This is a genomic window from Halobacillus aidingensis, assembly GCF_900104185.1.
GTDB classification, from domain to species: Bacteria; Bacillota; Bacilli; order Bacillales; family Halobacillaceae; genus Halobacillus; species Halobacillus aidingensis.
The window spans coordinates 25,146-48,693 of record NZ_FNIZ01000028.1; the positions used below are offsets into that span (position 1 = coordinate 25,146).

Below are 23,548 nucleotides of genomic sequence, written 5' to 3' on the forward strand. Positions count from 1 at the left end.
GCAACAAAGTCATGACACGAATCGCATTCATGGGGACACCGGATTTCGCCGTACCTGTCCTTGACCGCATTATTGAAGAGGGGTATGAGGTTGTCCTTGTAATTACTCAACCGGACCGTCCGAAAGGCAGAAAAAAAACAATGACCCCTCCTCCTGTCAAAGTAGCGGCGGAAAAACACGGAATTCCTGTATTTCAACCAGAAAAAATCAAAGACGAATATAAAGAAGTTCTTGCTTACGATCCCGACTTGATCGTAACCGCTGCCTTCGGTCAAATTTTACCGGAAGCACTACTCCAGGAGCCTAAGCACGGATGTATCAATGTCCATGCATCCTTACTGCCTGAATTCAGAGGGGGTGCACCGATTCATTACAGCATCCTCGAAGGGAAGAAAGAGACAGGCGTCACCATCATGTATATGGTCAAACGTCTCGATGCAGGGGAAATGCTTTCAAAAGTCACCGTCCCGATTGAAGACGAGGACCATGTCGGGACGCTGCATGATAAACTTTCCGTAGCAGGAGCGGAGTTGTTGGCGGACACACTGCCGAAGTTATTGAGCGGAGATATTACCCCGGTAGAGCAGGATGAGTCCAAAGTCACTTTCGCTTCCAATATCAAAAGGGAGCAAGAGCTCATCGACTGGAGCAAAGATCAACAGACAGTCTATAACCATGTACGTGGACTTCATCCATGGCCGGTCGCTTATACCTATTGGAACGGCAAGCCGATGAAAGTCTGGTGGATTGAAAAAATGGAAGATACGTTTGAGGAAGCACCTGGAACAGTGGTCAAAATCGAAGAAGATGGCTTCCTTGTCACAACGGGTGGAAACAAAACTGTGAAAGTCGTTTCCCTTCAACCTTCCGGCAAGAAGAAGATGGACGGGCAGGCGTTTATTAATGGAGCTGGTCAGTCCTTACAGGTCGGAGAACGTCTGGGTGAGGCGCATGACTAAATATGCATTAAGAGAGTCAGCCCTTGATCTTCTTACTCGAATTGGTGAGCAGGGCGGATTCAGTCACGTTTTATTAGACCGGGAGATTTCTAAACAAAAGCTTTCCAGACAAGATGGAGCCCTGTTAACTGAAATCGTATACGGAACACTCCAACGGCGGGATTTGATCCACTATTTCATCCAGCCTTACATCGCCAAACAGAAGAAAATAAAGCCATGGGTACGCTGGCTTCTTTATATGTCTGTTTACCAGATGATTTTCCTTGAAAGAGTACCGGATCATGCGATCATCCATGAAGCCGTTGAAATTTCAAAGAAACGGGGACATAAGGGGATTTCTTCATTCATGAACGGCGTGCTTCGGAACGTCCAGCGCAAAGGAGTCCAGAGCCTAGATAAAATCGAAGATCCTGTAGAGCGAATGGCGATTGAAACCAGTCATCCTCAATGGCTCGTCAACCGCTGGGTCGATCAGTACGGATTTGAAACGACGAAAGCAATGTGTGAAGCAAACAATCAGCACCTTCCTATGTCTCTGAGAGTCCAGCCGCTTCGAATTTCTCGGGAAGAAGCGATGAAACAGCTGCAAGAGGATGGTTTCAAAGTCGAGGAGAGCACACTATCTCCTCAAGGCTTCCTCGTTCTTGAAGGGGCGATTCTCTCTCATCCCCTTTTCCAAGAGGGGTACGTGACCGTTCAAGACCAGAGTTCCATGCTTGTAGCGGAAATGATGGATCTTGAAAAGGAACTGACTGTGCTGGATGCCTGCAGCGCTCCTGGAGGTAAAACCACCCATATCGCTGAAAAGATGGAAGACCAGGGGGAAGTCGTTGCCTATGACTTGCATGAGAAAAAAGCGAAACTCGTGAGCAAAAAGGCCGAACAGTTGCAGCTCACATCAATTACCGCTAGTCAGGCAGATTCCAGGAAGCTGGGAGAAAAACATGCTCCTGGCGCCTTTGACCGCATCTTACTTGATGCTCCTTGTTCCGGCCTTGGAGTTTTACGAGGAAAACCGGATATTAAATACCATAAAAAAGAAGAAGATATTTTCTCTCTAAGAAACATTCAGGATGATCTATTGAGAGAAGTTGCACCACTACTAAAGCCTGGAGGAAAGCTCGTCTATAGTACTTGTACGGTCGACCGTCATGAAAATGAGGAAGCCGTCCAGCATTTCTTAAAAGAGCACTCGGACTTTGAAGTAGATCCATCCTTCTTCGAGGAGCTACCACCAGCTCTTAAAGAATCCCAGGGTCTTTCCGAAACAGGCCTTCAGCTTTTCCCTCAAGAATGGGATACGGATGGCTTTTTCTTGACCCGATTGCGAAAGAAGTGACAAATAACAGAAATAGAAAATAAAGCCTTGGGAAGGAAAGCCGATTCCTTCCCATTAAGGCGAAAAGAGGAACACCACCTAAGAATCAACCCCCATGTTTGATCGAAGTTATAAATATGAGGCAGGTGAGACCATGATAGGTTATTACGAGACAGATCAGGGGAAAGTCAGAATTCATAACGAGGATGCCGGCGGGGTTTTCAAAAACGATGCAGGCCAAGTCCTCGCCATTGTAGCCGACGGAATGGGCGGACACCAGGCCGGGGATGTAGCCAGTCAAATGACGACCTCACATTTACATAAAAAATGGCAGGAAGCCAAGCTCATTGAGACTCCTGATGAAGCTGAAAAATGGATTAAAGAAGCGGTGCGCTCTGCGAACAATGAAATCAAATCCTATGCCAATGACCATGAAGAATGTGCAGGGATGGGAACAACCGTGGTTGTGGCACTATGTACAAAAGAATTCGCAACGGTCGGGCACATTGGAGACAGCCGCTGTTATTTTGCTAATGCCTATGGCTTCAAAGTGATTACTGAGGATCATTCCTTAGTGAACGAACTTGTCCGTTCAGGTCAGATTACCGAAGAGCAGGCGGAGCATCACCCTAGAAAAAACGTATTATTAAAAGCACTTGGGACAGAATTTGATTTGACAGCAGATGTGAAAACGATGGAATTCGAAGAGAATGACCGCCTTCTTCTATGTACAGACGGATTAACCAATAAGGTGAGCGATGAAGAATTAAGTGAATTGAAATCATTCGAAGGGGAATGGTCATTGTTTACGCAGCAGATGATTGATCTTGCGAATGAACGTGGAGGGGAAGATAATATTACGCTTGCAGTCGTGCACCATCATCCTTCTTCCGACCAGAAAGAAGGTGCGGAATAATGTTGAATAACCGTCTCCTTAATGACCGTTATCGTGTACAAGAGATGATCGGTGGCGGCGGTATGGCGAATGTCTACCTTGCTCATGACACGATTCTAGACAGGGATGTTGCCATTAAAGTATTACGACTGGAACATGGAAATGATGAGGAGTTTATTGCCCGCTTTCATAGAGAAGCCCAATCAGCTACGAGTCTCTCTCATCCTAATATCGTTAACATTTATGATGTCGGAGAAGAAGACGATATTTATTTTATGGTGATGGAGTTTGTCGATGGAATGACGTTGAAGCAGTATATTCAACAACATAGTCCAGTCGATGTGTCTGAAGCGGTGGATATTATGAGACAGATTGCATCAGCAATCGCTCATGCGCATGATAATGGAATCGTTCATAGGGATATCAAACCGCAGAATATTCTTATTGATCATTACGGTCATGTGAAAGTGACGGATTTTGGAATTGCGATGGCCCTAAGTGCGACAGCGCTGACTCAGACCAATTCTGTACTCGGTTCTGTTCATTATCTATCGCCGGAACAAGCGCGGGGTGGAATGGCGACAAAAAAATCCGATGTATATTCACTCGGCATTGTTTTTTTCGAATTACTGACGGGGAGGCTCCCTTTTTCAGGAGAATCTCCAGTCTCGATCGCCTTGAAACACCTTCAGCATGAAACGCCTTCCTTGAAAAGATGGAATTCCGACTTGCCTCAAAGTGTCGAAAATATCGTTTTGAAATCGACGGCCAAAGATCCGTTTCATCGATATGAATCAGTGTTAGAAATGGAACATGATATTGAAACTTCTCTCGAACCTTACCGGGCGGATGAGCCGGTTTTCACATTACCTGATGATGGGGATGAAGAAAAAACCAAAGCGATCCCTGTCATTACGAATGAAGCCTACGGCGATTCACCTGATGAAGATACGATTATCAATACTAGTGATCACAAACCTGTCAGCCCACCCCCGACATCGTCGACAAAAACCTATAAGGAAACAGCTCCATCTGATCAACCGACTGCCGAGAAAAAGACAAAGAAAAAGCGGAAAGTATGGCCGTGGATTCTTACCGTTATACTATTGTTATTGATCGGGGGACTCGTGGCATTATTCACAATCCCTGGTATCATTCAACCTGCAGATGTGGAGATACCTGATCTTGCAGGGGAAGAGTACGAGACGGCTTATAGTGAACTCAGTGACTTGAACCTTACTGTGACAAGAGAAACACGTTTTTCTGATGATGTGGAAGAGGGCGATGTCATTGAAACAGATCCTGAAGCAGGGATGACGGTAAAAGAAGAGTCAAATGTTACAGTTTACATTAGCAATGGAAAAGAGAGAGTAGAGTTTCCGGATTATACAGGACAGGATTTCGATCGGGTGAAAGAAGAGTTGGAAGAAAAAGGTTATGAGAAGGTTGATTCATACGAAGAAACGAGTAGTGATGTACCGAAAGGCGAAATCATCGCACACCTGAGCCCAAGCGCAGGAAGTAGTGTCATTCCAGAGGATACAACGGTATCATTCCGTGTAAGCTCTGGTGAAGAAACGATAGACTTGGCAGAATTAGTTGGTGCTAATGAAAGTTTCGCAGTGAGATCCTTGGAAAGTAATAACCTAGAATCTAATATCACTTATCAATACTCAGAACAAGTGCCAGAAGGAATTGTAATCAGCCAGGACCCAGCTGCTTCAACGGAAGTAGAGCAGGGATCTACCGTAAACTTAGTTATTTCTAAAGGACCTGAGCCAAAACCTCCTAGAGATGAAACCGTTTCTATTGAAGTTCCGTATGAACCGGAAACGAATGATGAAGAAGGACAAGGTGATGGCGAGCAAGAAGGCGAACAAGAAGACGAACAGGCAGAGCCCGAGGGTCAGGAAGTATTGATTTATGTGAAAGATGCAAATCGAGACGGAAGTACACCTGTGATTAGTGAAACAATTACAGAGACGAAGACTTTTGAAATCACTTTAACGATTGAACCGGGAGAAGTAGCGACCTACCGGGTAATGAGAGATGGAGAAGTCTATCAAGAAGAAGTGGAAGTAGCGTATTAAGAGGTGAAAAAATGCCAGTAGGAAAAATTATTAAATCATTGAGCGGGTTCTATTATGTCCTTTGTGAAGGAGAGGTCTACCAATGCCGGGGGCGTGGAAACTTCCGTAAAAAGAAAGTCACTCCTTTGGTTGGTGATCTCGTAGAATTCAAGGCGGAAAATAAGAAAGAAGGATATATCTTATCCATCGAAAACAGAAAAAATGAGTTGGTAAGGCCTCCGATTTCGAATGTCGATCAAGCGTTAATCGTCACTTCTGCCGTTCACCCGAATTTCAATGCTTTATTACTGGATCGCTTCCTCGTCCTTGTGGAAGAGAAGAGGATTGAGCCTTTTATCGTCATCTCCAAGGTGGATCAGCTGGATGAACAACAAATGGAAGTGATGGAAAGCTACAAAACACTGTATGAAAAAATCGGCTATCCGGTCATTTTATCTGCTGTAGACGATACGGAAGCTATGGACCAAATTCAATCTCACCTGGCTGGCCGTACAACGGTGATCGCCGGCCAGTCAGGCGTCGGAAAATCGTCCTTGCTCAATTCAATCGACCCTAGACTCTCCATTGATACAGATGAAATCTCAGAAAGTTTAGGCCGCGGGAAACATACGACACGTCACGTAGAACTTTATGAAATAGCGGAAGGTCTTGTGGCGGATACTCCTGGCTTCAGTTCACTGGAATTCGGGGAATTGGAACTTGATCAACTGCCTGAGTGTTTCCCTGAGTTCGTAGAGGTACAGAATGATTGTAAATTCCGGGGTTGTCTGCACCATAAAGAACCGAAGTGCGCGGTAAAATCAGCCGTAGAGAACGGGGAGATTTCCGATCAGCGGTACGAGCATTACTTACAATTTTTAAATGAAATACAGAATAGAAAGCCGAGGTATTAAACATGACTAAAATTGCACCATCCATTCTAGCTTCTGATTTTTCGAAACTTGGAGATGAAATCAAGGATGTCGAACGTGGCGGAGCGGATTATATCCATGTGGACGTCATGGATGGACATTTTGTTCCTAATATAACAATCGGTCCATTAATTGTGGACCACATCCGCCCGGTAACCGACTTGCCCCTTGATGTCCATTTGATGATTGAAAATCCGGATCAATATATCGAAGCTTTTGCCAAAGCAGGATCTGATATCATCACCGTTCATCAGGAAGCATGTCCTCACCTCCATAGAACGATTCAATTGATCAAGAGCCATGGAGTAAAAGCAGGAGTGGTCATTAACCCGGCTACTCCAGCAGAAACAATCCGTCCGATTCTCCAAGATGTTGACCTTGTCCTCTTAATGACGGTCAACCCAGGGTTCGGAGGTCAATCGTTCATCCATTCGGTCGTACCGAAAATTGAACAAATCTCCCAGTGGCGGGAAGAAGAAGGAATATCCTTCGAGATTGAAATCGATGGCGGAGTGAAAGTAGAAACGGCTAAACTTTGTACAGCCGCTGGAGCTGATGTCCTCGTTGCCGGCAGTGCCATCTTTAATCAAGAAGATCGTAAAAAAGCGATTGAAGAAATCAGACAATCGTCAGAATGACCAAAAAGCTCAAAGGATCCTTATCCTTTGGGCTTTTTCATTCCCTTGTTTGATTGGCATCCAATACAGAAATAAGTTACATTTTACTTTAGGAGAAATCGTCCTATTGTAGAATATGGCAGGTTTCTTTAAGACTCAGTTTCGAGACTTTTGTTGAGTGGATGGGGGCTGCGGGGAATGAGTCGCTTTCCGTGGGGCCCAACACGAGGTGGGGTCGTTCGATGTTGGCATAGGACGTGCCGAACTTAATCGAACTTCCTCTGTTCTCTTGAGCCTCCTCGGACTGCGTCCTGCGGGGTCTCACCATGCACTTTTTTCCCACAGGAGTCTCCCCATTCCCCTCCGCCCCTTTGCCATGGAAGATTCTCGAAACCACTTCTAGAAAAATCAGCTTGTATGATTGAGGGAAGTGGATAATATAACCCCCTCCACAGCGGGCATTCACAACGTAAAAGCTTGATACAGAGCGCTTTATTCCTGCTTAGGAGGGAAGAGTTGGAGAAACTCCTTCTCGGTATAGGGGTTCGTTTCTCCCTTACATGGAATGGGGTGGTTGGGAAGCTGCGAGACTCCCGTGGGAGAAGGAGATAGGCGAGATCCCGCAGGACAAAGTCCGAGGAAGCTCGGCGCTCCCCCACAGGAAAGCGAGTGGCTTCCCAACCACCCCTGACTCCAAATACGGCAAACGAACCCCGGTTAAATCGAAACTGAGTCTTCCATAATAGGGAGCTTATCGTGAATAGTAAAGGATTGATTTTTTGGTGAAAGGCACAGGAAGGATGTTATGGATATGAAGAGAGTTATTGTTGTTGGTGGTGGGCCGAAGTCTTACATACCGGATGTAAAAGCATACGCATGTGAAGAATGCATTTGGATCGGGGCCGATCAAGGGGCGGAGGTCCTCGTTGAGCAGGGAGTGAACCCTGATATTGCCATCGGAGATTTTGATTCCGTGTCGGAACAGTCCTTGGCTGAAATAAAAAAGAAATCCAAACGAGTCCTTGTTTATCCAGATGAAAAAGATGAAACGGACTTGGAATTAGCCATAAATGAAGCACTCCGCTTACATCCGGGGCATATTCTATTATTCGGGGTGACCGGTGGTCGGATCGATCATTCTCAAGCGAACATGCAACTCCTGTACCCTCTAATGAAGGAGAATGTAAAAAGTACAATCATCGATCGACAAAACCGAGTGGAATTAGTCTCTGCTGGTGAGCATAAGATAGAAGCGGATGAATTTTACCCATATGTTTCTTTCTTGCCGGTCACGCTTGAAGTGACAAAAATTACGCTCGAAGGGTTCTACTATCCTTTGGATCAAGCTTACCTGCCATTTGGATCCACCTTGTGCATCTCAAATCGACTGATTGAAGATACAGGTACTTTTTCATTTGAGTCAGGCATACTCTTAGTAATAAGAAGTACAGACTTGCCTACTTGAAGGTAATAAGGGAGTTCGCATTAGTTCATATAGGAGGAGGGGGCTCTTTTGAAATTTTATACCATCAAACTCCCAAGGTTCGTCGGGGGTTTAGTGCGCGCAGTCATAAGTACATTTAAAAAAGATTAGGACCAAATCAAAAGGGAAAACTCCGGGGTACACATGGGCTGAGCTCCGGAGAGCATTACAAGCGCCCGTTTACTTATCTTTAGACAAATAAAAAAAGCACCCGGGAAGGGTGCTTTTTTTGTGAGCTCATAAGCTCAGTGTCCGCAATTATACGCGTTGTACTTTGCCAGACTTAAGTTCACGTGCTGTTACGTAAACTTTTTGAGGCTTGCCATCCACAAGGATGCGAACTTTTTGAACATTAGCTTTAAATTTACGTTTATTAGCGTTCATCGCGTGTGAACGGTGGTTACCTGAACGTGTACCTTTACCAGATAGAACACTTCTGCGTGCCATGAAAATCCCTCCTGTTACATACATAAATCATCAGATACTTAGTAACTTTATCATATAGAATACGTGTTTGCAATAATCTAGTGAGAATTATATCAAGAATTTTTTCTTGACAGAACTTATGAATTGTTACACAGTATAGTAGGGATATCCAGGTCATTTTCTTACCATTGAACAGAAATTCATTTCACACTTTTGTGTTATAATAGGGTAGGATTAATGAGGATTATAAAGGAGGATCTATTATGTCTGTTGATTTAAATAACCAATATGGTCATATTACTATTAGCAATGAAGTCATTTCAACGATTGCTGGAGGAGCTGCTGTCGAGTGCTACGGCATCGTCGGGATGGCATCTAAAAATCAGATCCGTGATGGTTTATCTGAAATGCTCCGCAAAGAGAATTTTTCCAGAGGAGTCGTTGTCAGACAGGATGAAGATCGCCTCCATATAGACATGTACATTATCGTGAGCTACGGTACGAAAATTTCCGAAGTCGCTCATAATGTCCAATCACAAGTAAAATACACACTAAACAAAACAGTTGGTTTGTCCGTGGATTCTGTGAATATTTTCATTCAGGGAGTTCGTGTGACAACTGAATAGATCGCGGTTGTAGTCAAAGGAGGAAGTAAGTGTGACGTTACAAAAGTTAGACGGCAAGACGCTTGCCGAAATGATCTTGCAAGGAGCTCATCATTTAAAGCAGAACTCACAAATGATTGATGCTTTGAATGTTTTCCCTGTACCGGATGGAGATACGGGGACGAATATGAATCTGTCCATGACTTCTGGAGCTGAAGAAGTACGGAATGTGGACCAGAATCATGTAGGAACAGTGGCCCAATCTTTATCCAAAGGTCTCTTAATGGGAGCGCGTGGTAACTCAGGTGTTATTCTCTCCCAAATTTTCCGTGGTTTTTCAAAGGCGATTGAAGGTAAAGAAGTCATTACAACCAAAGACTTTTCGGACGCTCTTCAAGGCGGGGCCACCACAGCATATAAAGCCGTCATGAAACCTGTGGAAGGAACCATTCTTACTGTAGCAAGAGAGACTGCCGAAGCATCTGCCGAGATTGCTGAAAAAGAAGATGACTTCATTCCATTCATCGAAGGAGTCGTTCAAGCAGCGAAAAAATCATTGAAGCATACGCCTGAACTGCTTCCAGTATTGAAGGAAGTGGGGGTCGTGGATAGTGGCGGTCAGGGCCTTGTCACGATTTATGAAGGTTTCCTAGCCAACTTAAAAGGGGAAGAGGTTCCTGATCTTGATGATACAGTATCGATGGATGACATGGTCAACGCTGAACACCACAAGTTAAATCAGGATTTCATGAATACAGAGGATATTGAATTTGGCTATTGCACAGAATTCATGGTCAAATTTGAAGAAGATAAACTTGCTGAACATCCATATGATGAAGAAGCCTTCCGTAATGAGCTCAGTGAAATGGGAGATTCTCTGCTTGTCGTTTCTGATGAAGACTTGATCAAAGTCCATGTCCACGTGGAATATCCAGGTGAAGCGATGACCTTGGGGCAAAGATACGGCAGTCTTGTCAACATGAAGATTGAGAATATGCGTGAGCAGCATACGTCGATCGTTGGTGACAAAAAGAAAGCCAAGCCCAAGTCAGAGGAAAAAGCAGAGTACGGAATCGTGACAGTAAGCATGGGAGACGGAATCAAGAAGTTGTTTGAAAGTCTTGGAGCTACTGTTGTTATCCAAGGTGGACAAACCATGAACCCGAGTACTCAAGATCTTTCGGAAGCGATTAAAGAAGCACATGCAAAACGAGTGCTTGTCTTGCCGAATAACAAGAATATCGTCATGGCTGCTGAACAAGCGGCAGAATTAGCGGATGTAGAGGTGGCTGTCATTCCATCGAAAACGATTCCTCAAGGGATGAGCGCCCTTCTAGGGTTCAACCCAGAAGCGGATCTTGATGCGAATAAAGAGGAAATGCAGAGCCTCATGGCTGAAGTGAAGACAGGGCAAATTACGTACGCCGTCAGAGATACACAAATTGATGGGTTGGACATTTCCAAAGGCCATTTCATGGGAATCGCCGATGGCAAAATTTCCGCCACAGATCAAGATGCATTGACGACTGCTAAAACGTTGTTGAACCAAATGATTGACGAAGATGAAGATGAAATTCTGACCATCTTGACAGGTGAAGAAGTCGACGAAAAAGATGTAGCAGAACTTGAATCATTCATAGAAGAAACGTATGAAGATCTAGAAGTGGAAATCCACAATGGTGGACAGCCGATTTACTCCTATATCTTTTCAATCGAATAAAACGTGCAGGAACGCAGCTCTTGGGGCTGCGTTTCTTTTATGCTTGTTTTCGAACCACCTTGACTCGAAGATGGTTTCGAATAGAAAAAACAACAATCAAGAGATAGCCGGATAGCAGACAAGTGTACACAAACGTTAAGATCGAATCACTGACTTGGATCGAAGAAAGTAAAGTCCTCGTATTTGTAAGTATGATAAAACCTCCGGCTAATACTCCAAGAACAGAAGAGGGGAGGGTTTTGACAAGCCAAGCGGCGATGGGTGCCGCCACAACACCGCCTATAACGAAAGATGAAATGAGCAGCCAGCTGAACTGGTCATGCCCTAAAAAAATCAAAAACCCTGCCGTTGCTGAAATCGTTACCAGAAATTCGCTCGTATCCACTGTTCCAATGACTTTTCTTGGAGCGATCCCCGATTGAGAAAGAAGCGCAGGTGTATTCACAGGTCCCCATCCACCCCCTCCGACACTATCCAAAAAACCCCCGGCAATTCCAAGTGGCAAGAGGAAACGTTTGTTTACAGACTTCTTTTCTTTGGTATGTGTTTTTTTCGAAAGGTATAGGAAACGAAAAATGATATAAATCCCTAGTGTGAGTAGGAATATGGATATGTAAGGTCTAATGAATTCCCCTGATATATAGCTTAAAAATGCCGCACCTAAAAAGGCACTGATGGCTCCAGGAACTGCGATAATCATGACAAGGCGTTTATCTACATTGCCAAATTTATAGTGGGAAAAGCCTGAAACAGCCGTGGTGGCGATCTGAGACATATGGATGGAAGCGGATGCTACAGCAGGAGCAAGTCCATAGGATAAGAGAATGGTTGATGAGCTAAGCCCAAACCCCATGCCGAGTGCACCGTCCATCAGTTGAGCAACAAACCCAATGAGTGCGAAAATCGTTAGTTTTTGCAAAGTGTACCACTCCTTTTAAAAAGTCCAATGTATAGTAAAGTATTTTTATTTTTCATTATTCCTATGCATTTACTTGGTTTTATAATCAAAAAAAAACTCCCCCGTCTGAAAGAAGGGGGAGTGATCCGCACCTTATCTTTCAGCCTTCTGGCTGCTGGAATGAGCACCTTCTTAAAGGTTGCTGCGGGATCGTCAGACCAGGTTCCTCCCCCGACTCTTCATAAGGATCGTATGAATATTTTTAGAATAATTCTAAAACTAACCGACATGGATTTGTTTGTCAAACATATTTATTAAAAAAGCAGAAAAATTATAATTTTTCAAAAAAACATTGACATCTGTTGAAAAGGAGCATAAGATTTGTATCAACTTGTTTTTCAAAAAATTTCATACCTTTTCTTATCTAGAGAGGTGGAGGGACTGGCCCTTTGAAACCTCGGCAACGGGTCTGATGATGTATACAGATACTGTGCCAATTCCAGCAAGTGGTGAACGCTTGAGAAGATAGGGAGAATGTAGTTTACATGTATTTGTAAAAGCCTTTCTTCTTATCGTGAAGATAGGCTTTTTTGCTTTTAAGAAAGGAGGAGGAAATGAAACCATCACTCATCACATATCAATCATTTGAAAACCCATTTGAGGGTGATCCACCGAAGGGCGACGATACAAAAGGAGCAGCGGAAGTCATTCGCTGGGCATATTCTCAGTATAAGGACATTGCGTATGCCTGTAGTTTCGGAGCCGAAGGTATCGTTCTCATAGATTTGATTTCGAAGGCTCAGCCGGATGCCGAAGTCGTTTTTCTTGATACAGACCTTCATTTTCAAGAAACCTATGAGCTTATTGAAAAAGTAAGAAAGAGATATCCGGCACTAAACATAACGATAAAGAAGCCTGACATGAATCTGGAAGAACAGGCAGAACAATTCGGATCCGCCTTATGGAAACGGAAGCCGGATCAATGTTGTTACATCCGTAAAATAAAACCGCTCGAAGATGCCCTCAGTGGGAAAACAGCGTGGTTGTCGGGGCTGAGGCGTGAACAATCCCCTAGCCGACAAAAAACAAACTTCGTCAACAAGGATGAAAGATTCAAATCCATAAAAATATGTCCGTTGATTCACTGGACATGGGAAGACGTATGGCAATATATCCGACTAAATAGGTTGGATTACAATGAATTGCACGATCAGAATTATCCCAGTGTCGGATGCATTCCATGTACGGCTCAGGCAGCCGATGATGGGAGATCAGGAAGATGGAAAGGGTTCAATAAATCCGAATGTGGTTTACACACAGCGGAGCCTTTGGAAGAGGAAAATTCATGAAGGAGGAATTTGTATGTCAATCATAACCCCGCACGGTGGAGAACTTATAAACAGATGGAAGGAAAAAAGACCGGAGGAGCTGCCGGAAGATATCATCGAGCTTGATTCAATGGCCTTAAGTGATGTCGGTTTGATTGCGAATGGTGCTTATAGTCCATTAAAAGGATTTATGAACAAGGACGACTATGAATCTGTTATCGATACGATGAGGTTGAAAGATGGCACTCCATGGAGTATTCCTATAACGCTCCCAATCACAGAGTCACAGTCCCGGACGCTTGGAAGGAAAGCGCAGTTGGTCAAAGACGGGGTTGTATATGGAACGATTACGATAACTGATCGATTTAAACCGGATAAGGAAAAGGAAGCTCAAAACGTATACTTAACGACAGAGCCTGAGCATCCTGGGGTGAACAAATTATACAACCGACCAGATTGGTACGTAGCAGGCGAAATTGAGGTCTTTCAAAAACCTCCTTACGAACATGGAAAAGCTTTTTATTTGGATCCAGAACAATCGAGGGAGCATTTCCAAGAACTCGGGTGGAAAAAGGTCGTCGGTTTCCAAACAAGAAATCCTGTCCATAGAGCTCACGAATATATCCAGAAAGCTGCACTGGAAACGGTGGATGGATTGTTTTTAAATCCTCTGGTGGGTGAAACAAAAAGTGATGATATTCCCAGTGAAGTCCGAATGAAGAGCTATCAAGTCCTTCTTGATCAATACTATCCAAAAGAAAGAGTCACATTGGCCGTTTTCAATGCAGCGATGCGGTATGCAGGTCCAAGGGAGGCGATCTTTCATGCAATCGTCAGAAAGAATTTCGGTTGCTCTCATTTCATAGTCGGCCGCGATCATGCAGGTGTAGGGGATTATTATGGTACGTACGATGCGCAGAAAATCTTCAGCCATTATGAAGATGGGGAGCTTGGGATCACGCCACTTTTCTTTGAACATAGTTTTTATTGCAACGCTTGCGAATCGATGGCTTCCCATAAAACCTGCCCCCACGACAAAGAACATCACATGATCTTGTCAGGGACGAAAGTGAGAGAGCTTTTGCGAAAAGGAGAAAAGCCACCCAAAACGTTCAGTCGTCCTGAAGTGGTGGACGTACTAATCGAAGGAATGCAGAAGGAAACAGTGGAACAGAAGGGGTGAAAACAATGAGTGAAAATCTTACCTGGCATGAGACATCCGTTGGCAATGAAGATTATCGTAGAAAAAATGGGCACCAAAGTGGTGTGCTCTGGTTTACAGGACTCTCGGGCTCAGGTAAATCAAGCATTGCCAACCAATTGAACAAGGTGCTGTACGAAAAAGGCATCCAAAGCTATTTACTCGATGGCGACAATGTGAGACATGGACTGAACGCAGACCTCGGATTTTCGGAAGAAGACAGGGAGGAGAACATCAGACGAATCGGTGAAGTCGCGAAACTTTTTGCAGACAGTGGAACCATCGTTTTAACAGCATTTATTTCTCCTTATCAAAAAGACCGGGATCTCGTAAGGGCCTCTGTTCAAGCGGGCGATTTTATTGAAATTCATGTCGACTGTCCTGTGGAAGAGTGTGAAACCCGTGATCCGAAAGGACTTTATAAGAAAGCGAGAAACGGGGAGATCAAAGGGTTTACAGGTATTGATGCGCCATATGAAGCACCGCCGAAACCGGAACTTGTGCTCGATTCTAAAACGCATGATGTGGAAAGCTGTGCAGAACAAGTGTGGAAGCTTTTGCAAAAGAAAAATTGGGTGTAATGAAAGGGGCCGGAAAATGACAAACGTTTATATTGTGGGTGCGGGGCCGGGAGATTACGAGCTCATCACTGTCAAAGGGTTAAAAGCGATCCAAAAAGCGGACGTGATTCTTTATGATCGCTTGATCAACCAAGAGCTCCTGGATGAAGCGAAGGAAGACGCGGAACTTGTTTTTTGCGGGAAACGACCGGATCATCACGCCCTTAGTCAAACGACCATCAATCATCTGCTGTGCAAATATGCGCTGAAAGGTAAAGTGGTGACTCGTTTGAAAGGAGGAGACCCATTTGTGTTCGGGCGCGGTGGAGAAGAAGCGGAAGAACTCGCCAAAAGAAATATCTCCTATGAAATTGTACCGGGAATCACTTCGGGAATTGCCGCGCCTGCCTATGCAGGCATCCCGGTGACCCACCGGGAATATAGTTCTTCCGTCGCTTTCATTTCAGGGGTCAATAAAAAAGACAGCGATGAAGACGCCTATTGGGAGCGGGTCGTCAAGAGTATGGATACCCTGTGCATTTATATGGGAGTTAAGAAATTACCGGACATTTGTGAACGACTCTTGAAACACGGAAGACCTCTTCATACTCCCGTAGCCCTGGTGCAGTGGGGCACAACAAAGGAACAAAAAACGGTCACAGGAACAATAGAAGATATTGTTGAAAAATCCAGACGCATTGAGAATCCGGCGATGATTATCGTAGGTGATGTTGTCCAATTAAGAGAGCGTCTGCAATGGTTTGAGCCTTCGCTGGAAGAAGATGTGAATGTAGTGGCGTCAAGCGTTGGCTGAAAGTGGGGAGGGTAATATGGAAGCTGTTTTATATGTCAGTCATGGAAGTAGAAAAAAGGAAGCCAAAGACGAAGCCATCCACTTTTTGACCCGTGTTCACAAGGAAATCGATGTCGATCTCTATCACATTTGTTTTCTCGAACTAGCAGATCCCGATGTCCTGGAAGGCATTCGTAAACTTGTAGAAAAAGGGGCAGATAAGATCGCCGTCATCCCCGTACTGCTCTTAAGTGCCGGGCATTATTTCAAGGATATTCCCAATGAGATCGAGAAAGCCAAAGCAATCTATCCAAATCTTTCAATCACTTATGGTCAAACGCTTGGAGTGCAGGAACGAATCACGGATGTGCTGGTAGACCGCTTGAAAGAACTGCCGGCCGAACTGGATGATACAACCAATGTTTTACTTGTGGGAAGAGGGAGTCGACATCCCGATACAAAGACATCCATCGAATACATTGCACGCGTGTTGAAAGAGAAGAGTGGAATCCAGCATATCCAAACATGCTATCTTGCTGCTCTTTCCCCTCGGTTTACGGACGCGTTTGACGAATCGCTGCGCAAATATGCCAAAACCATTGTGGTTCCTTACTTGTGGTTTACCGGCCTTCTCTATGATTCTTTGGAAAGTAGCGTTCAAAAAGCAAGAGGAGAAGGGCATCATGTCGATCTTGCTTCTTATTTGAATGATCATCCAAATATGGTTCAATCCCTTGTGGACCGAGTGAATCAAGCGTTAAACAAAGGGGTGGAAAAGGAGGAAGGTGTGAAATGATTTCGCTTTCCGTTGATCTAGCCCGCCAGCCTGTCGTGGTCGTTGGGGGAGGAAAAGTAGCTTCGAAAAGGGTGCGAGTGTTGCAGGAAGAAAAAGCAAGAGTGACAGTCGTTAGTCCTACAGTAACCAACGAGCTGAAACAAAGGGCAGAGGCAGGGGAGATTCGCTGGTTGAACCGCAGTTTTGAAGCGAGTGATGTAAGAGATGTTTTCCTTTTAGTGATCGCGACAGATGATGGTGATACAAACGACAGCATCGCAAGGCTCGCAAACGGTGTCCCTCTTGTGAACAGAGCGGATGGAGGAACGGGTGGAAACCTTCAAATCCCTGCACAACTTTCCAGAGGAAAATTAAACTTATCTGTGACGACTCAAGGAGCAAGCCCTAAGCTCGCCAGCCGGTTGCGTGAAGAATGGGAAAAACAGTTCCCACCGGCTTATGAAGCATATGTCGATTTTTTATATGAATGCAGGCATATGCTGAAGGCCTCTCCTTTATCCGGGACGGAAAAAGATCATTACTTGGAAAGAATGCTTGATCCCTCTTATTTAGAACAGGAAAAACAATGGGTCATGAAGGATGAAATACATAACAAAGGGGGAGGAACCATTTGTCAGGATTAAAAAGAAAAAAGGTAGGCATTGCGGCAGACCGCCGTTCGGATGCGATTGAAAAATTAATTACAAACATGGGAGGAGAACCGGTTGTTTTTCCATTGCAAGGGCAGCAGCTGCTGGATGAGAAGGCCTCTCACCGCCATGTGGAAGATTACCTTCAACAATCGTTCATCCAGGTCATTTTAACGACAGGAATTGGTGCCCGGACCCTTGGTGATGCGGCAAGGAAAGAAGATCTGGACGGCCCGTTTCTTCAGAAGTTGAAAAAAGAGTCTCTTGCCATTCGAGGGTCGAAAACGATGGATTGGTTAAAGGAGAATGATTTGGCCCCTGATATGATTTCTGCAGATGGAACGATGGAAGATCTATTAAATCAGCTTCCCATCGTAGATAAAGAGGAAAACAATCAGGTTTTTCTTCAGACATACAATGAAGATGAAGAACTTTTGAAAAGAAAACTAGTAGATAAAGGATACAGGGTATATGGGGCAAATCCTTACAAGTTCCTGCCTCCAGACCCTGATGTCGTTGAAAGCTTGACACATTCCATCTTAAACGCTCAACTGGATGCGGTGGTATTCACAAGTAAAACGCAGGTGAAAAATTTATTTCACCATCCCGCTAGGATGAAAGGTGTTGTAGAGGCTTTTAATCATCATGTCCAGGCGACAGCTGTTGGAAAAGTAACAGCCCAAGCTTTGCGTGACAATGGGATTTCTTCAATTGTTCAACCTGAACGTCCGAAAATGGGGGCGATGATTGTAGAGCTTGATCGGTATTTTCAACGACAATTGTTGAATCACTAGCTACCAATATGGAGGTGTCATTATTGAATCTTGAAGTCAAGAACAGCCCTTTTGATCAAGAACAAACGGACCAATTGAACCGTTTGCTTGTGACAATGGATGATCGACAGAAAATATGGCTGAGCGGTTATTTGGCGGCCGTCCAAAGCCCTTCTTCCCATACGACAAAAGATCACGAGGGAGAAGGAAACTCAACGGCAGCTCGGCAAGTGACCCTGTTGTATGGATCTCATACAGGAAACTGCGAGGGGCTTGCAGAAGAATATGCGAACCAATTAAAAGAAAAGGGCTTTGAAGCTCGTTACTTGGATATGGATGAATATAAGCCGAAAAACTTAAAAAATGAGCAGGATTTATTGATATTAACGAGCACACATGGAGATGGAGATCCACCGGATAATGCCCTATCCTTTTATGATTTCCTTTTCAGTAAACGGGCGCCGAAGTTAGACGGAATCCGATATTCGGTCCTTGCACTGGGGGACAGCTCTTATGAGTTTTTTTGTCAGACAGGAAAAGAAATTGATGAACGGCTGCACGAACTTGGTGCAGAGCGTATCCATCCACGTGTCGATTGTGACCTGGATTTTGAAGAGGATGCTGAATCATGGTGGCATGGTGTATTTGATCAATTAGGGGACACCCAGGGGCAGATCTCACAAACGATTGAAAAAGTCTCCTCCGTTACCGATCGGCCGATTTACTCGAAGAAAAACCCTTTTCAAGCAGAAGTCTTGGAGAATATCAATCTGAACGGACGTGGATCGAATAAAGAGACCCGCCATTTGGAACTGGACCTTGAGGGGTCGAACTTCACCTACGAACCTGGCGATAGTCTCGGGATTTATCCGAAAAATGAAGAAGCCCTTGTAGATGAGCTGATTGAAGAAATGGATTGGGACCCAGACTTATCGGTCATCGTGAACAAAGACGGGGAACTCCGAGCTTTACGGGAAGCTTTAATTTCCCACTACGAGATTACTTCATTGACAACTCCTTTACTGGAGAAATTAGCACCCCTGACTGATCAGGAAGCATTCCAACAACTGGTGTCATCGAAAGAAAAGATGAATGCTTACATTTACGGAAGGGATCTGCTCGATGTCGTGAGAGACTATGGACCGTGGAAAGCGGGAGCCGAAGAATTTGTCAGTGCCTTAAGGAAAATACCTGCAAGGCTGTATTCCATTGCAAGCAGTTTGAAAGGAAACCCTGATGAAGTACACCTGACCATCGGGACAGTAAGATACGATTCAAATGGTCGGAAACGCACGGGGGTCTGCTCTGGGCAATGTGCAGAAAGGACGGAAGTGGGAGATCATCTTTCTGTTTTTGTGCAGAAAAACAACAATTTCAAACTGCCGGATGACCCTTCTATCCCGATTATCATGATCGGAGCAGGCACAGGGGTTGCCCCATACCGGTCATTCCTTGAAGAGAGAGAAGAAAGTGAGGCGCAGGGCAGCTCATGGCTTTTCTTCGGTGAACAGCATTTTGTCACGGATTTCCTATATCAAGTGGAATGGCAGCAGTGGTTAAAAGAAGGGGTCTTAACCAAAATGGATGTCGCTTTCTCCCGCGATACATCAGAAAAAGTGTATGTCCAGCATCGCTTGCTTGAGAACAGGAAAGAATTTTACCAGTGGTTAACCTCTGGTGCTTATGTATATGTATGTGGGGATGAGAAACATATGGCTAAAGATGTCCACAACACGATCTTACAAATCATAAAAGAAGAAGGAAGCTATACCGAAGCGGAAGCAGAAGAATATTTGAAAGAGATGAGAAAAGCGAAACGTTACCAAAGAGACGTTTATTAAAAAAGAGAAGGGAGAGAACGTCTAGTGTCTGAAAATAAAACCCTAAGGCCTGAAGGTCCCCCGGATGATATGGAGAGAATCAAAGAGGAAAGTCGTTTCTTAAGAGGCACCCTCGTAGATAGTTTTCAAGACCCGATCAGCGCGAGTATTAAAGAAGATGATACGAAATTATTGAAATTTCATGGAAGTTACATGCAGGACGATCGTGATTTGAGGAACGAACGTAAAAAGCAGAAGCTGGAACCTGCTTATCAATTCATGGTCCGTGTACGCCTCCCTGGTGGAGTGGCGACACCAGAGCAATGGCTGACGATGGATTCGTTAGCGGATGAATATGGAAACGGAACCATGAAGCTTACAACAAGACAGACCTTCCAACTTCACGGGATATTGAAGTGGAATATGAAAAACAGCATACAAGCAATGAATGAAGCTTTGTTGGACTCCATTGCTGCTTGCGGGGATGTCAATCGTAATGTTATGGCTAACGTAAATCCGGATCAGTCTGCCTATCATGCAGAAGTCTATCATTTTGCTCAACAAATCAGTGAACACTTGCTTCCTAAGACCAGAGCTTACCATGAGATTTGGCTTGATGAAGAAAAAATTACAGATGGAAAAAAGGAAGAAGAGCCGATCTATGGTTCCCACTACCTGCCGCGGAAATTTAAAATCGGTGTCGCTGTTCCTCCTTCCAATGATGTGGACGTATTCTCACAGGACCTTGGTTTCATAGCTGTTGAAGAAGGAGGAGAGCTGACCGGTTTTAATGTAGTGGTTGGCGGTGGAATGGGTATGACTCACGGGGATGAGACCACATACCCTCAATTAGGCCGTGTCATCGGTTTTTGCCCGAAAGAAAAAGGGAAAGATGTGGCTGAAAAAATCCTGACGATTCAGCGCGATTACGGTAACCGTTCAAACCGGAAAAATGCCCGTTTCAAATACACTGTTGATCGACTTGGTCTGGATTGGATCCGTGAAGAATTGAACCGGAGAACAGGTTGGGAGCTGGCAGAGGCAAAACCCTATCACTTCACGAATAACGGAGACCGATACGGATGGTTGAAGGGAGAAGACGGGGAATGGCATCATACGTTTTTTATTCAAAATGGACGAATAAAAGATGAAGAATCCTATCTATTAAAAGAAGGAATACGAAAGATTGCCGAGCTTGGACTTGGAGAGTTTAGACTGACCCCTAATCAAAACGTTACGCTTTCCAACATAAAGGAAGAGAACAAACGAGAAATCGAAGCGATTATTGAAGAATACGGATTATCGGAAGGAAAGCAAAACTCGGCCTTAAGAAGGAATTCCATGGCCTGTGTTGCTATGCCTACCTGTGGGCTTGCCATGGCTGAATCGGAAAGATATCTGCCTTCACTCATTGATCAAATAGAAGACGTCCTGGATGAAGTGGGCTTGAGAAATGAAGAAATTATTATAAGAATGTCAGGTTGTCCAAATGGATGTTCACGCCCAGCGCTTGGGGAGATAGGTTTTATAGGTAAAGCCCCTGGTAAATATAACCTTTATCTGGGAGCTGGGTTTGCGGGGGACAGGTTGAATAAACTCTATCGTGAAAATATCGGAGAAAGAGAAATCTTAGAAGAGTTAAGGCCCTTACTTGTCCATTATGCGAAGCAGCGGGAAGATAATGAAAGGTTTGGAGATTTTGTCATACGTAAAGGGTACATCCAACCGGTAACTTCAGGTCAAGACTTTCATTCATAAATAAAATTTTCACCATATGAAGCGCCATGCATAAAGTGTAGGGCAGACTTTATGCAAAAAGAGGTGCAAAGGTATGGATGACAAACAGAAACAATTGCCGGATTTGTTCGATCAACGCTTTCGTGACATCGTCAAAGCGTTCGATTCATTCTTTGATGAATCTATCAAACATGTTCAGGATTTCTTTCAACAAACGGCCATTCCTGTTGAAGTGTTTGAAACAGAACGGGACGTCACCGTGGAAGCCTATCTTCCTAATGTGACGCGTGAGCAAATACGCATTGATCGCTCTGGGAACCAGCTTCGAATCCGCGTGGATGAACGACAACTTCGAGAAGTGAAAAATGAAGATGCTCATTATTACAACCGTTCTCATTCATTTAGTCAAAGAGAACGCATGATCACTCTTCCTTTTGCCGTTGCTGATACAGCAAGCAGTGCATCCTTTAAAGGTGGCGTTCTTACGATTGTATTTCCAAAGCATAACTCTTCCATTAAGGTCATAGACGTGGATGATCAATAATCCTGTCCTCACACCAAAAAGCGTCCAGAATACCCTGGACGCTTTTTTGATGATTTTTTTATCCATTGTTATGTCGTTTTAAAGCTAAATGGAAGGATTGTAAAGGACACGATTTTGAGGTGTTTCAGGGTTCGTTTGCCATGTTGAGCGTCAGGGGTGGCTGGGAAGCAACTCGCTTTCCTGTGGGGGAGCGACGAGCTTCCTCGGGCTACCGCCCTGCGGGATCTCGCCTATCTCCTTCTCCCACGGGAGTCTCGCAGCTTCCCAACCACCCCATTCGATGCATATGTGAAACGAACCCCTTTCCCGAGGATGAATGTCTTTCACAACTCCTGATTTATAGTAATTAAGCGCTCTATAGCAAGCTTTTTATCCAAAATAGCGGTTATGGAAATTCATATAGCTCTACTTCCCTTGTCAGTAAAAACATCCTATACCGGAAGTGGTTTCGAGACACTTATTTGATAAAGGGGCGGAGGGGGATGGGGAGACTCCTGCGGGAAAAAAGTGCTTGGTGAGACCCCACAGGACGCAGTCCGAGGAGGCTCACCGCGCTCCCGCGGAAAGCGAGCCATTCCCCGCAGCCCCAAATCCACTCAACAAACGTCTCGAAACTGAGTCTTCCACAATCGGGAGCTTTTCAGGAAGAAGGAGGGAGGATTTTGAGGCTTCTGAATTTTTGTAGGGTACATATATTTAATAATGGTTCAAAAAAAGGGAGGAAATGTTCTCAAGGACCCGGGGGGTTTTTGTATGTATGTCGTGTGGGTTCCGTGCTATGTCCCTGTCGTATACCATAATGTTTACCACCATTACCCTCACCATCGGGACATTCGCTTGTATCCAGAAGTTGATGAGGACATGTTTGTCCAGTCTGCCTCAGAGATGGAAAAGTTGATGGATGATGCCAGAAAAGTAGTAGGAAAAATCAGCAATTCACATGATTTTGCCAATGATGTGATGGGGGCTGCTCAGGAATCAGATCAATCGAAAGTAGACTCCTTGATTCGAAGTTCTGGTGTAGAGTCCCCCTTTCAAGCAGATTATAATCCAGACCGAATGAAAATCCATTTGTCTGCAAGCAATCAACAAGTAGAATGCTGTCAGTTAACCATTGTTTTACGATGGAGGATACAATAAAGAGGCTGGGACATAACCAGTCGAAAACGTAAAAAAGGGTCCCGGTCATCGAATTTTGATGACCGGAACCCTTTTTTACTGAGTTTATCTTATCATTGGTTAGACGGTTTCCGTTTCTGGCCGTGTACTTTCTCAAGTTCACGGCCAGGAAGGCAAATCCTAATTCATTTTCCACACACTCTTTGCCCCTCACGGACATTCGAGTGAAACGCAAATTAGCCTTCAAAAATCCAAAAACTGGCTCTACGTCTACCTTACGTTTTCCGTAGATTTCACCCGTTTTCTCGTCTGAAAGCTTCTCCTTC

23 protein-coding genes, 1 pseudogene and 2 riboswitches are annotated in these 23,548 nt (G+C 44.5%); of the genes and pseudogenes, 21 read left to right on the plus strand and 3 right to left on the minus strand.

The features are described from left to right. Positions 1-11: 11 nt before the first annotated feature. From fmt to spoVM, 8 genes are all read left to right on the plus strand, one after another. Complete coding sequence (gene fmt / locus BLS23_RS19270) at positions 12-959, plus strand: methionyl-tRNA formyltransferase (protein ID WP_089654641.1); 948 nt, start codon at positions 12-14, stop codon at positions 957-959. Continuing rightward, positions 952-2,298 (plus strand): 16S rRNA (cytosine(967)-C(5))-methyltransferase RsmB, encoded by a 1,347-nt coding sequence (gene rsmB / locus BLS23_RS19275; RefSeq protein ID WP_089654642.1) that lies wholly within the window; start codon positions 952-954, stop codon positions 2,296-2,298. The genes fmt and rsmB overlap by 8 nt, the downstream gene beginning before the upstream one ends. A gap of 133 nt (positions 2,299-2,431) precedes the next feature. Next, on the plus strand, positions 2,432-3,193 hold the full coding sequence (locus BLS23_RS19280) for a Stp1/IreP family PP2C-type Ser/Thr phosphatase (protein ID WP_089654660.1): 762 nt from the start codon (positions 2,432-2,434) through the stop codon (positions 3,191-3,193). Then, a complete protein-coding gene (gene pknB / locus BLS23_RS19285; protein ID WP_089654643.1) occupies positions 3,193-5,262 on the plus strand; it encodes a Stk1 family PASTA domain-containing Ser/Thr kinase in 2,070 nt (689 codons plus the stop codon). The genes BLS23_RS19280 and pknB overlap by 1 nt, the downstream gene beginning before the upstream one ends. Positions 5,263-5,273: 11 nt before the next feature. Then, the gene (rsgA, locus tag BLS23_RS19290) at positions 5,274-6,155 is read left to right on the plus strand and encodes a ribosome small subunit-dependent GTPase A (RefSeq protein ID WP_089654644.1); all 882 of its coding nucleotides are present in this window, start codon (positions 5,274-5,276) and stop codon (positions 6,153-6,155) included. 2 nt (positions 6,156-6,157) lie between these two features. Then, on the plus strand, positions 6,158-6,811 hold the full coding sequence (gene rpe, locus BLS23_RS19295) for a ribulose-phosphate 3-epimerase (protein WP_089654645.1): 654 nt from the start codon (positions 6,158-6,160) through the stop codon (positions 6,809-6,811). A gap of 790 nt (positions 6,812-7,601) precedes the next feature. Further along, positions 7,602-8,255 (plus strand): thiamine diphosphokinase, encoded by a 654-nt coding sequence (locus tag BLS23_RS19305; protein ID WP_089654661.1) that lies wholly within the window; start codon positions 7,602-7,604, stop codon positions 8,253-8,255. A gap of 48 nt (positions 8,256-8,303) precedes the next feature. Next, the gene (gene spoVM / locus BLS23_RS19310; RefSeq protein ID WP_035505439.1) at positions 8,304-8,384 is read left to right on the plus strand and encodes a stage V sporulation protein SpoVM; all 81 of its coding nucleotides are present in this window, start codon (positions 8,304-8,306) and stop codon (positions 8,382-8,384) included. Between the two features lie 147 nt (positions 8,385-8,531). On the opposite strand, the gene rpmB is transcribed toward spoVM, so the two are convergent. Next, on the minus strand, positions 8,532-8,720 hold the full coding sequence (gene rpmB, locus BLS23_RS19315) for a 50S ribosomal protein L28 (RefSeq protein ID WP_035505437.1): 189 nt from the start codon (positions 8,718-8,720) through the stop codon (positions 8,532-8,534). Positions 8,721-8,962: 242 nt separating this feature from the next. Between rpmB and BLS23_RS19320 the strand changes: the two genes are divergently transcribed. Together BLS23_RS19320 and BLS23_RS19325 are read left to right on the plus strand one after the other, a co-directional pair. Continuing rightward, the gene (locus BLS23_RS19320) at positions 8,963-9,325 is read left to right on the plus strand and encodes an Asp23/Gls24 family envelope stress response protein (RefSeq protein ID WP_089654647.1); all 363 of its coding nucleotides are present in this window, start codon (positions 8,963-8,965) and stop codon (positions 9,323-9,325) included. Between the two features lie 31 nt (positions 9,326-9,356). After that, positions 9,357-11,024 carry a DAK2 domain-containing protein gene (locus BLS23_RS19325; RefSeq protein ID WP_089654648.1) on the plus strand — a complete coding sequence of 556 codons (1,668 nt, stop codon included), beginning with the start codon at positions 9,357-9,359 and terminating at the stop codon, positions 11,022-11,024. A gap of 37 nt (positions 11,025-11,061) precedes the next feature. Here the strand turns inward: BLS23_RS19325 and BLS23_RS19330 are convergent, their stop codons facing one another. Beyond that, on the minus strand, positions 11,062-11,943 hold the full coding sequence (locus tag BLS23_RS19330; RefSeq protein WP_089654649.1) for a sulfite exporter TauE/SafE family protein: 882 nt from the start codon (positions 11,941-11,943) through the stop codon (positions 11,062-11,064). Positions 11,944-12,072: 129 nt separating this feature from the next. Then, positions 12,073-12,170, minus strand: a riboswitch (SAM riboswitch). Positions 12,171-12,339: 169 nt separating this feature from the next. After that, positions 12,340-12,454: riboswitch (SAM riboswitch) on the plus strand. A gap of 82 nt (positions 12,455-12,536) precedes the next feature. Between BLS23_RS19330 and BLS23_RS19335 the strand changes: the two genes are divergently transcribed. The 11 genes from BLS23_RS19335 to BLS23_RS22280 all read left to right on the plus strand — a co-directional run bounded on the left by BLS23_RS19335 (position 12,537) and on the right by BLS23_RS22280 (position 23,243). After that, on the plus strand, positions 12,537-13,271 hold the full coding sequence (locus BLS23_RS19335) for a phosphoadenylyl-sulfate reductase (protein ID WP_089654650.1): 735 nt from the start codon (positions 12,537-12,539) through the stop codon (positions 13,269-13,271). 13 nt (positions 13,272-13,284) lie between these two features. Next, positions 13,285-14,433, plus strand: coding sequence for a sulfate adenylyltransferase (gene sat / locus BLS23_RS19340; protein WP_089654651.1), 1,149 nt, complete (start codon positions 13,285-13,287; stop codon positions 14,431-14,433). Positions 14,434-14,438: 5 nt separating this feature from the next. Continuing rightward, positions 14,439-15,032, plus strand: a complete 594-nt coding sequence (gene cysC / locus BLS23_RS19345; protein WP_089654652.1) for an adenylyl-sulfate kinase — start codon at positions 14,439-14,441, stop codon at positions 15,030-15,032. A gap of 16 nt (positions 15,033-15,048) precedes the next feature. Next, positions 15,049-15,825, plus strand: a complete 777-nt coding sequence (gene cobA, locus BLS23_RS19350) for a uroporphyrinogen-III C-methyltransferase (protein WP_089654653.1) — start codon at positions 15,049-15,051, stop codon at positions 15,823-15,825. Between the two features lie 16 nt (positions 15,826-15,841). Next, positions 15,842-16,600, plus strand: a complete 759-nt coding sequence (locus BLS23_RS19355; protein ID WP_089654654.1) for a sirohydrochlorin chelatase — start codon at positions 15,842-15,844, stop codon at positions 16,598-16,600. Next, complete coding sequence (locus BLS23_RS19360) at positions 16,597-17,223, plus strand: NAD(P)-binding protein (protein WP_089654655.1); 627 nt, start codon at positions 16,597-16,599, stop codon at positions 17,221-17,223. Before BLS23_RS19355 ends, BLS23_RS19360 begins: the two co-directional genes overlap by 4 nt. After that, entirely contained in the window at positions 17,211-18,023 is an 813-nt protein-coding gene (locus BLS23_RS19365) for a uroporphyrinogen-III synthase (RefSeq protein WP_089654656.1), read from the plus strand. The genes BLS23_RS19360 and BLS23_RS19365 overlap by 13 nt, the downstream gene beginning before the upstream one ends. A gap of 23 nt (positions 18,024-18,046) precedes the next feature. Beyond that, positions 18,047-19,843 carry an assimilatory sulfite reductase (NADPH) flavoprotein subunit gene (locus BLS23_RS19370; RefSeq protein WP_089654657.1) on the plus strand — a complete coding sequence of 599 codons (1,797 nt, stop codon included), beginning with the start codon at positions 18,047-18,049 and terminating at the stop codon, positions 19,841-19,843. A gap of 24 nt (positions 19,844-19,867) precedes the next feature. Beyond that, complete coding sequence (gene cysI / locus BLS23_RS19375; protein ID WP_089654658.1) at positions 19,868-21,580, plus strand: assimilatory sulfite reductase (NADPH) hemoprotein subunit; 1,713 nt, start codon at positions 19,868-19,870, stop codon at positions 21,578-21,580. Positions 21,581-21,653: 73 nt separating this feature from the next. Continuing rightward, positions 21,654-22,103 carry an Hsp20/alpha crystallin family protein gene (locus tag BLS23_RS19380; protein ID WP_089654659.1) on the plus strand — a complete coding sequence of 150 codons (450 nt, stop codon included), beginning with the start codon at positions 21,654-21,656 and terminating at the stop codon, positions 22,101-22,103. 753 nt (positions 22,104-22,856) lie between these two features. Continuing rightward, positions 22,857-23,243, plus strand: a complete 387-nt coding sequence (locus BLS23_RS22280) for a YuzC family spore coat inner layer protein (protein WP_115893455.1) — start codon at positions 22,857-22,859, stop codon at positions 23,241-23,243. Here BLS23_RS22280 and BLS23_RS22090 read toward each other — a convergent pair. Next, positions 23,207-23,548: pseudogene (locus BLS23_RS22090) on the minus strand (transposase); the annotation flags it as partial. The gene BLS23_RS22280 and the pseudogene BLS23_RS22090 sit on opposite strands and share 37 nt — an antisense overlap.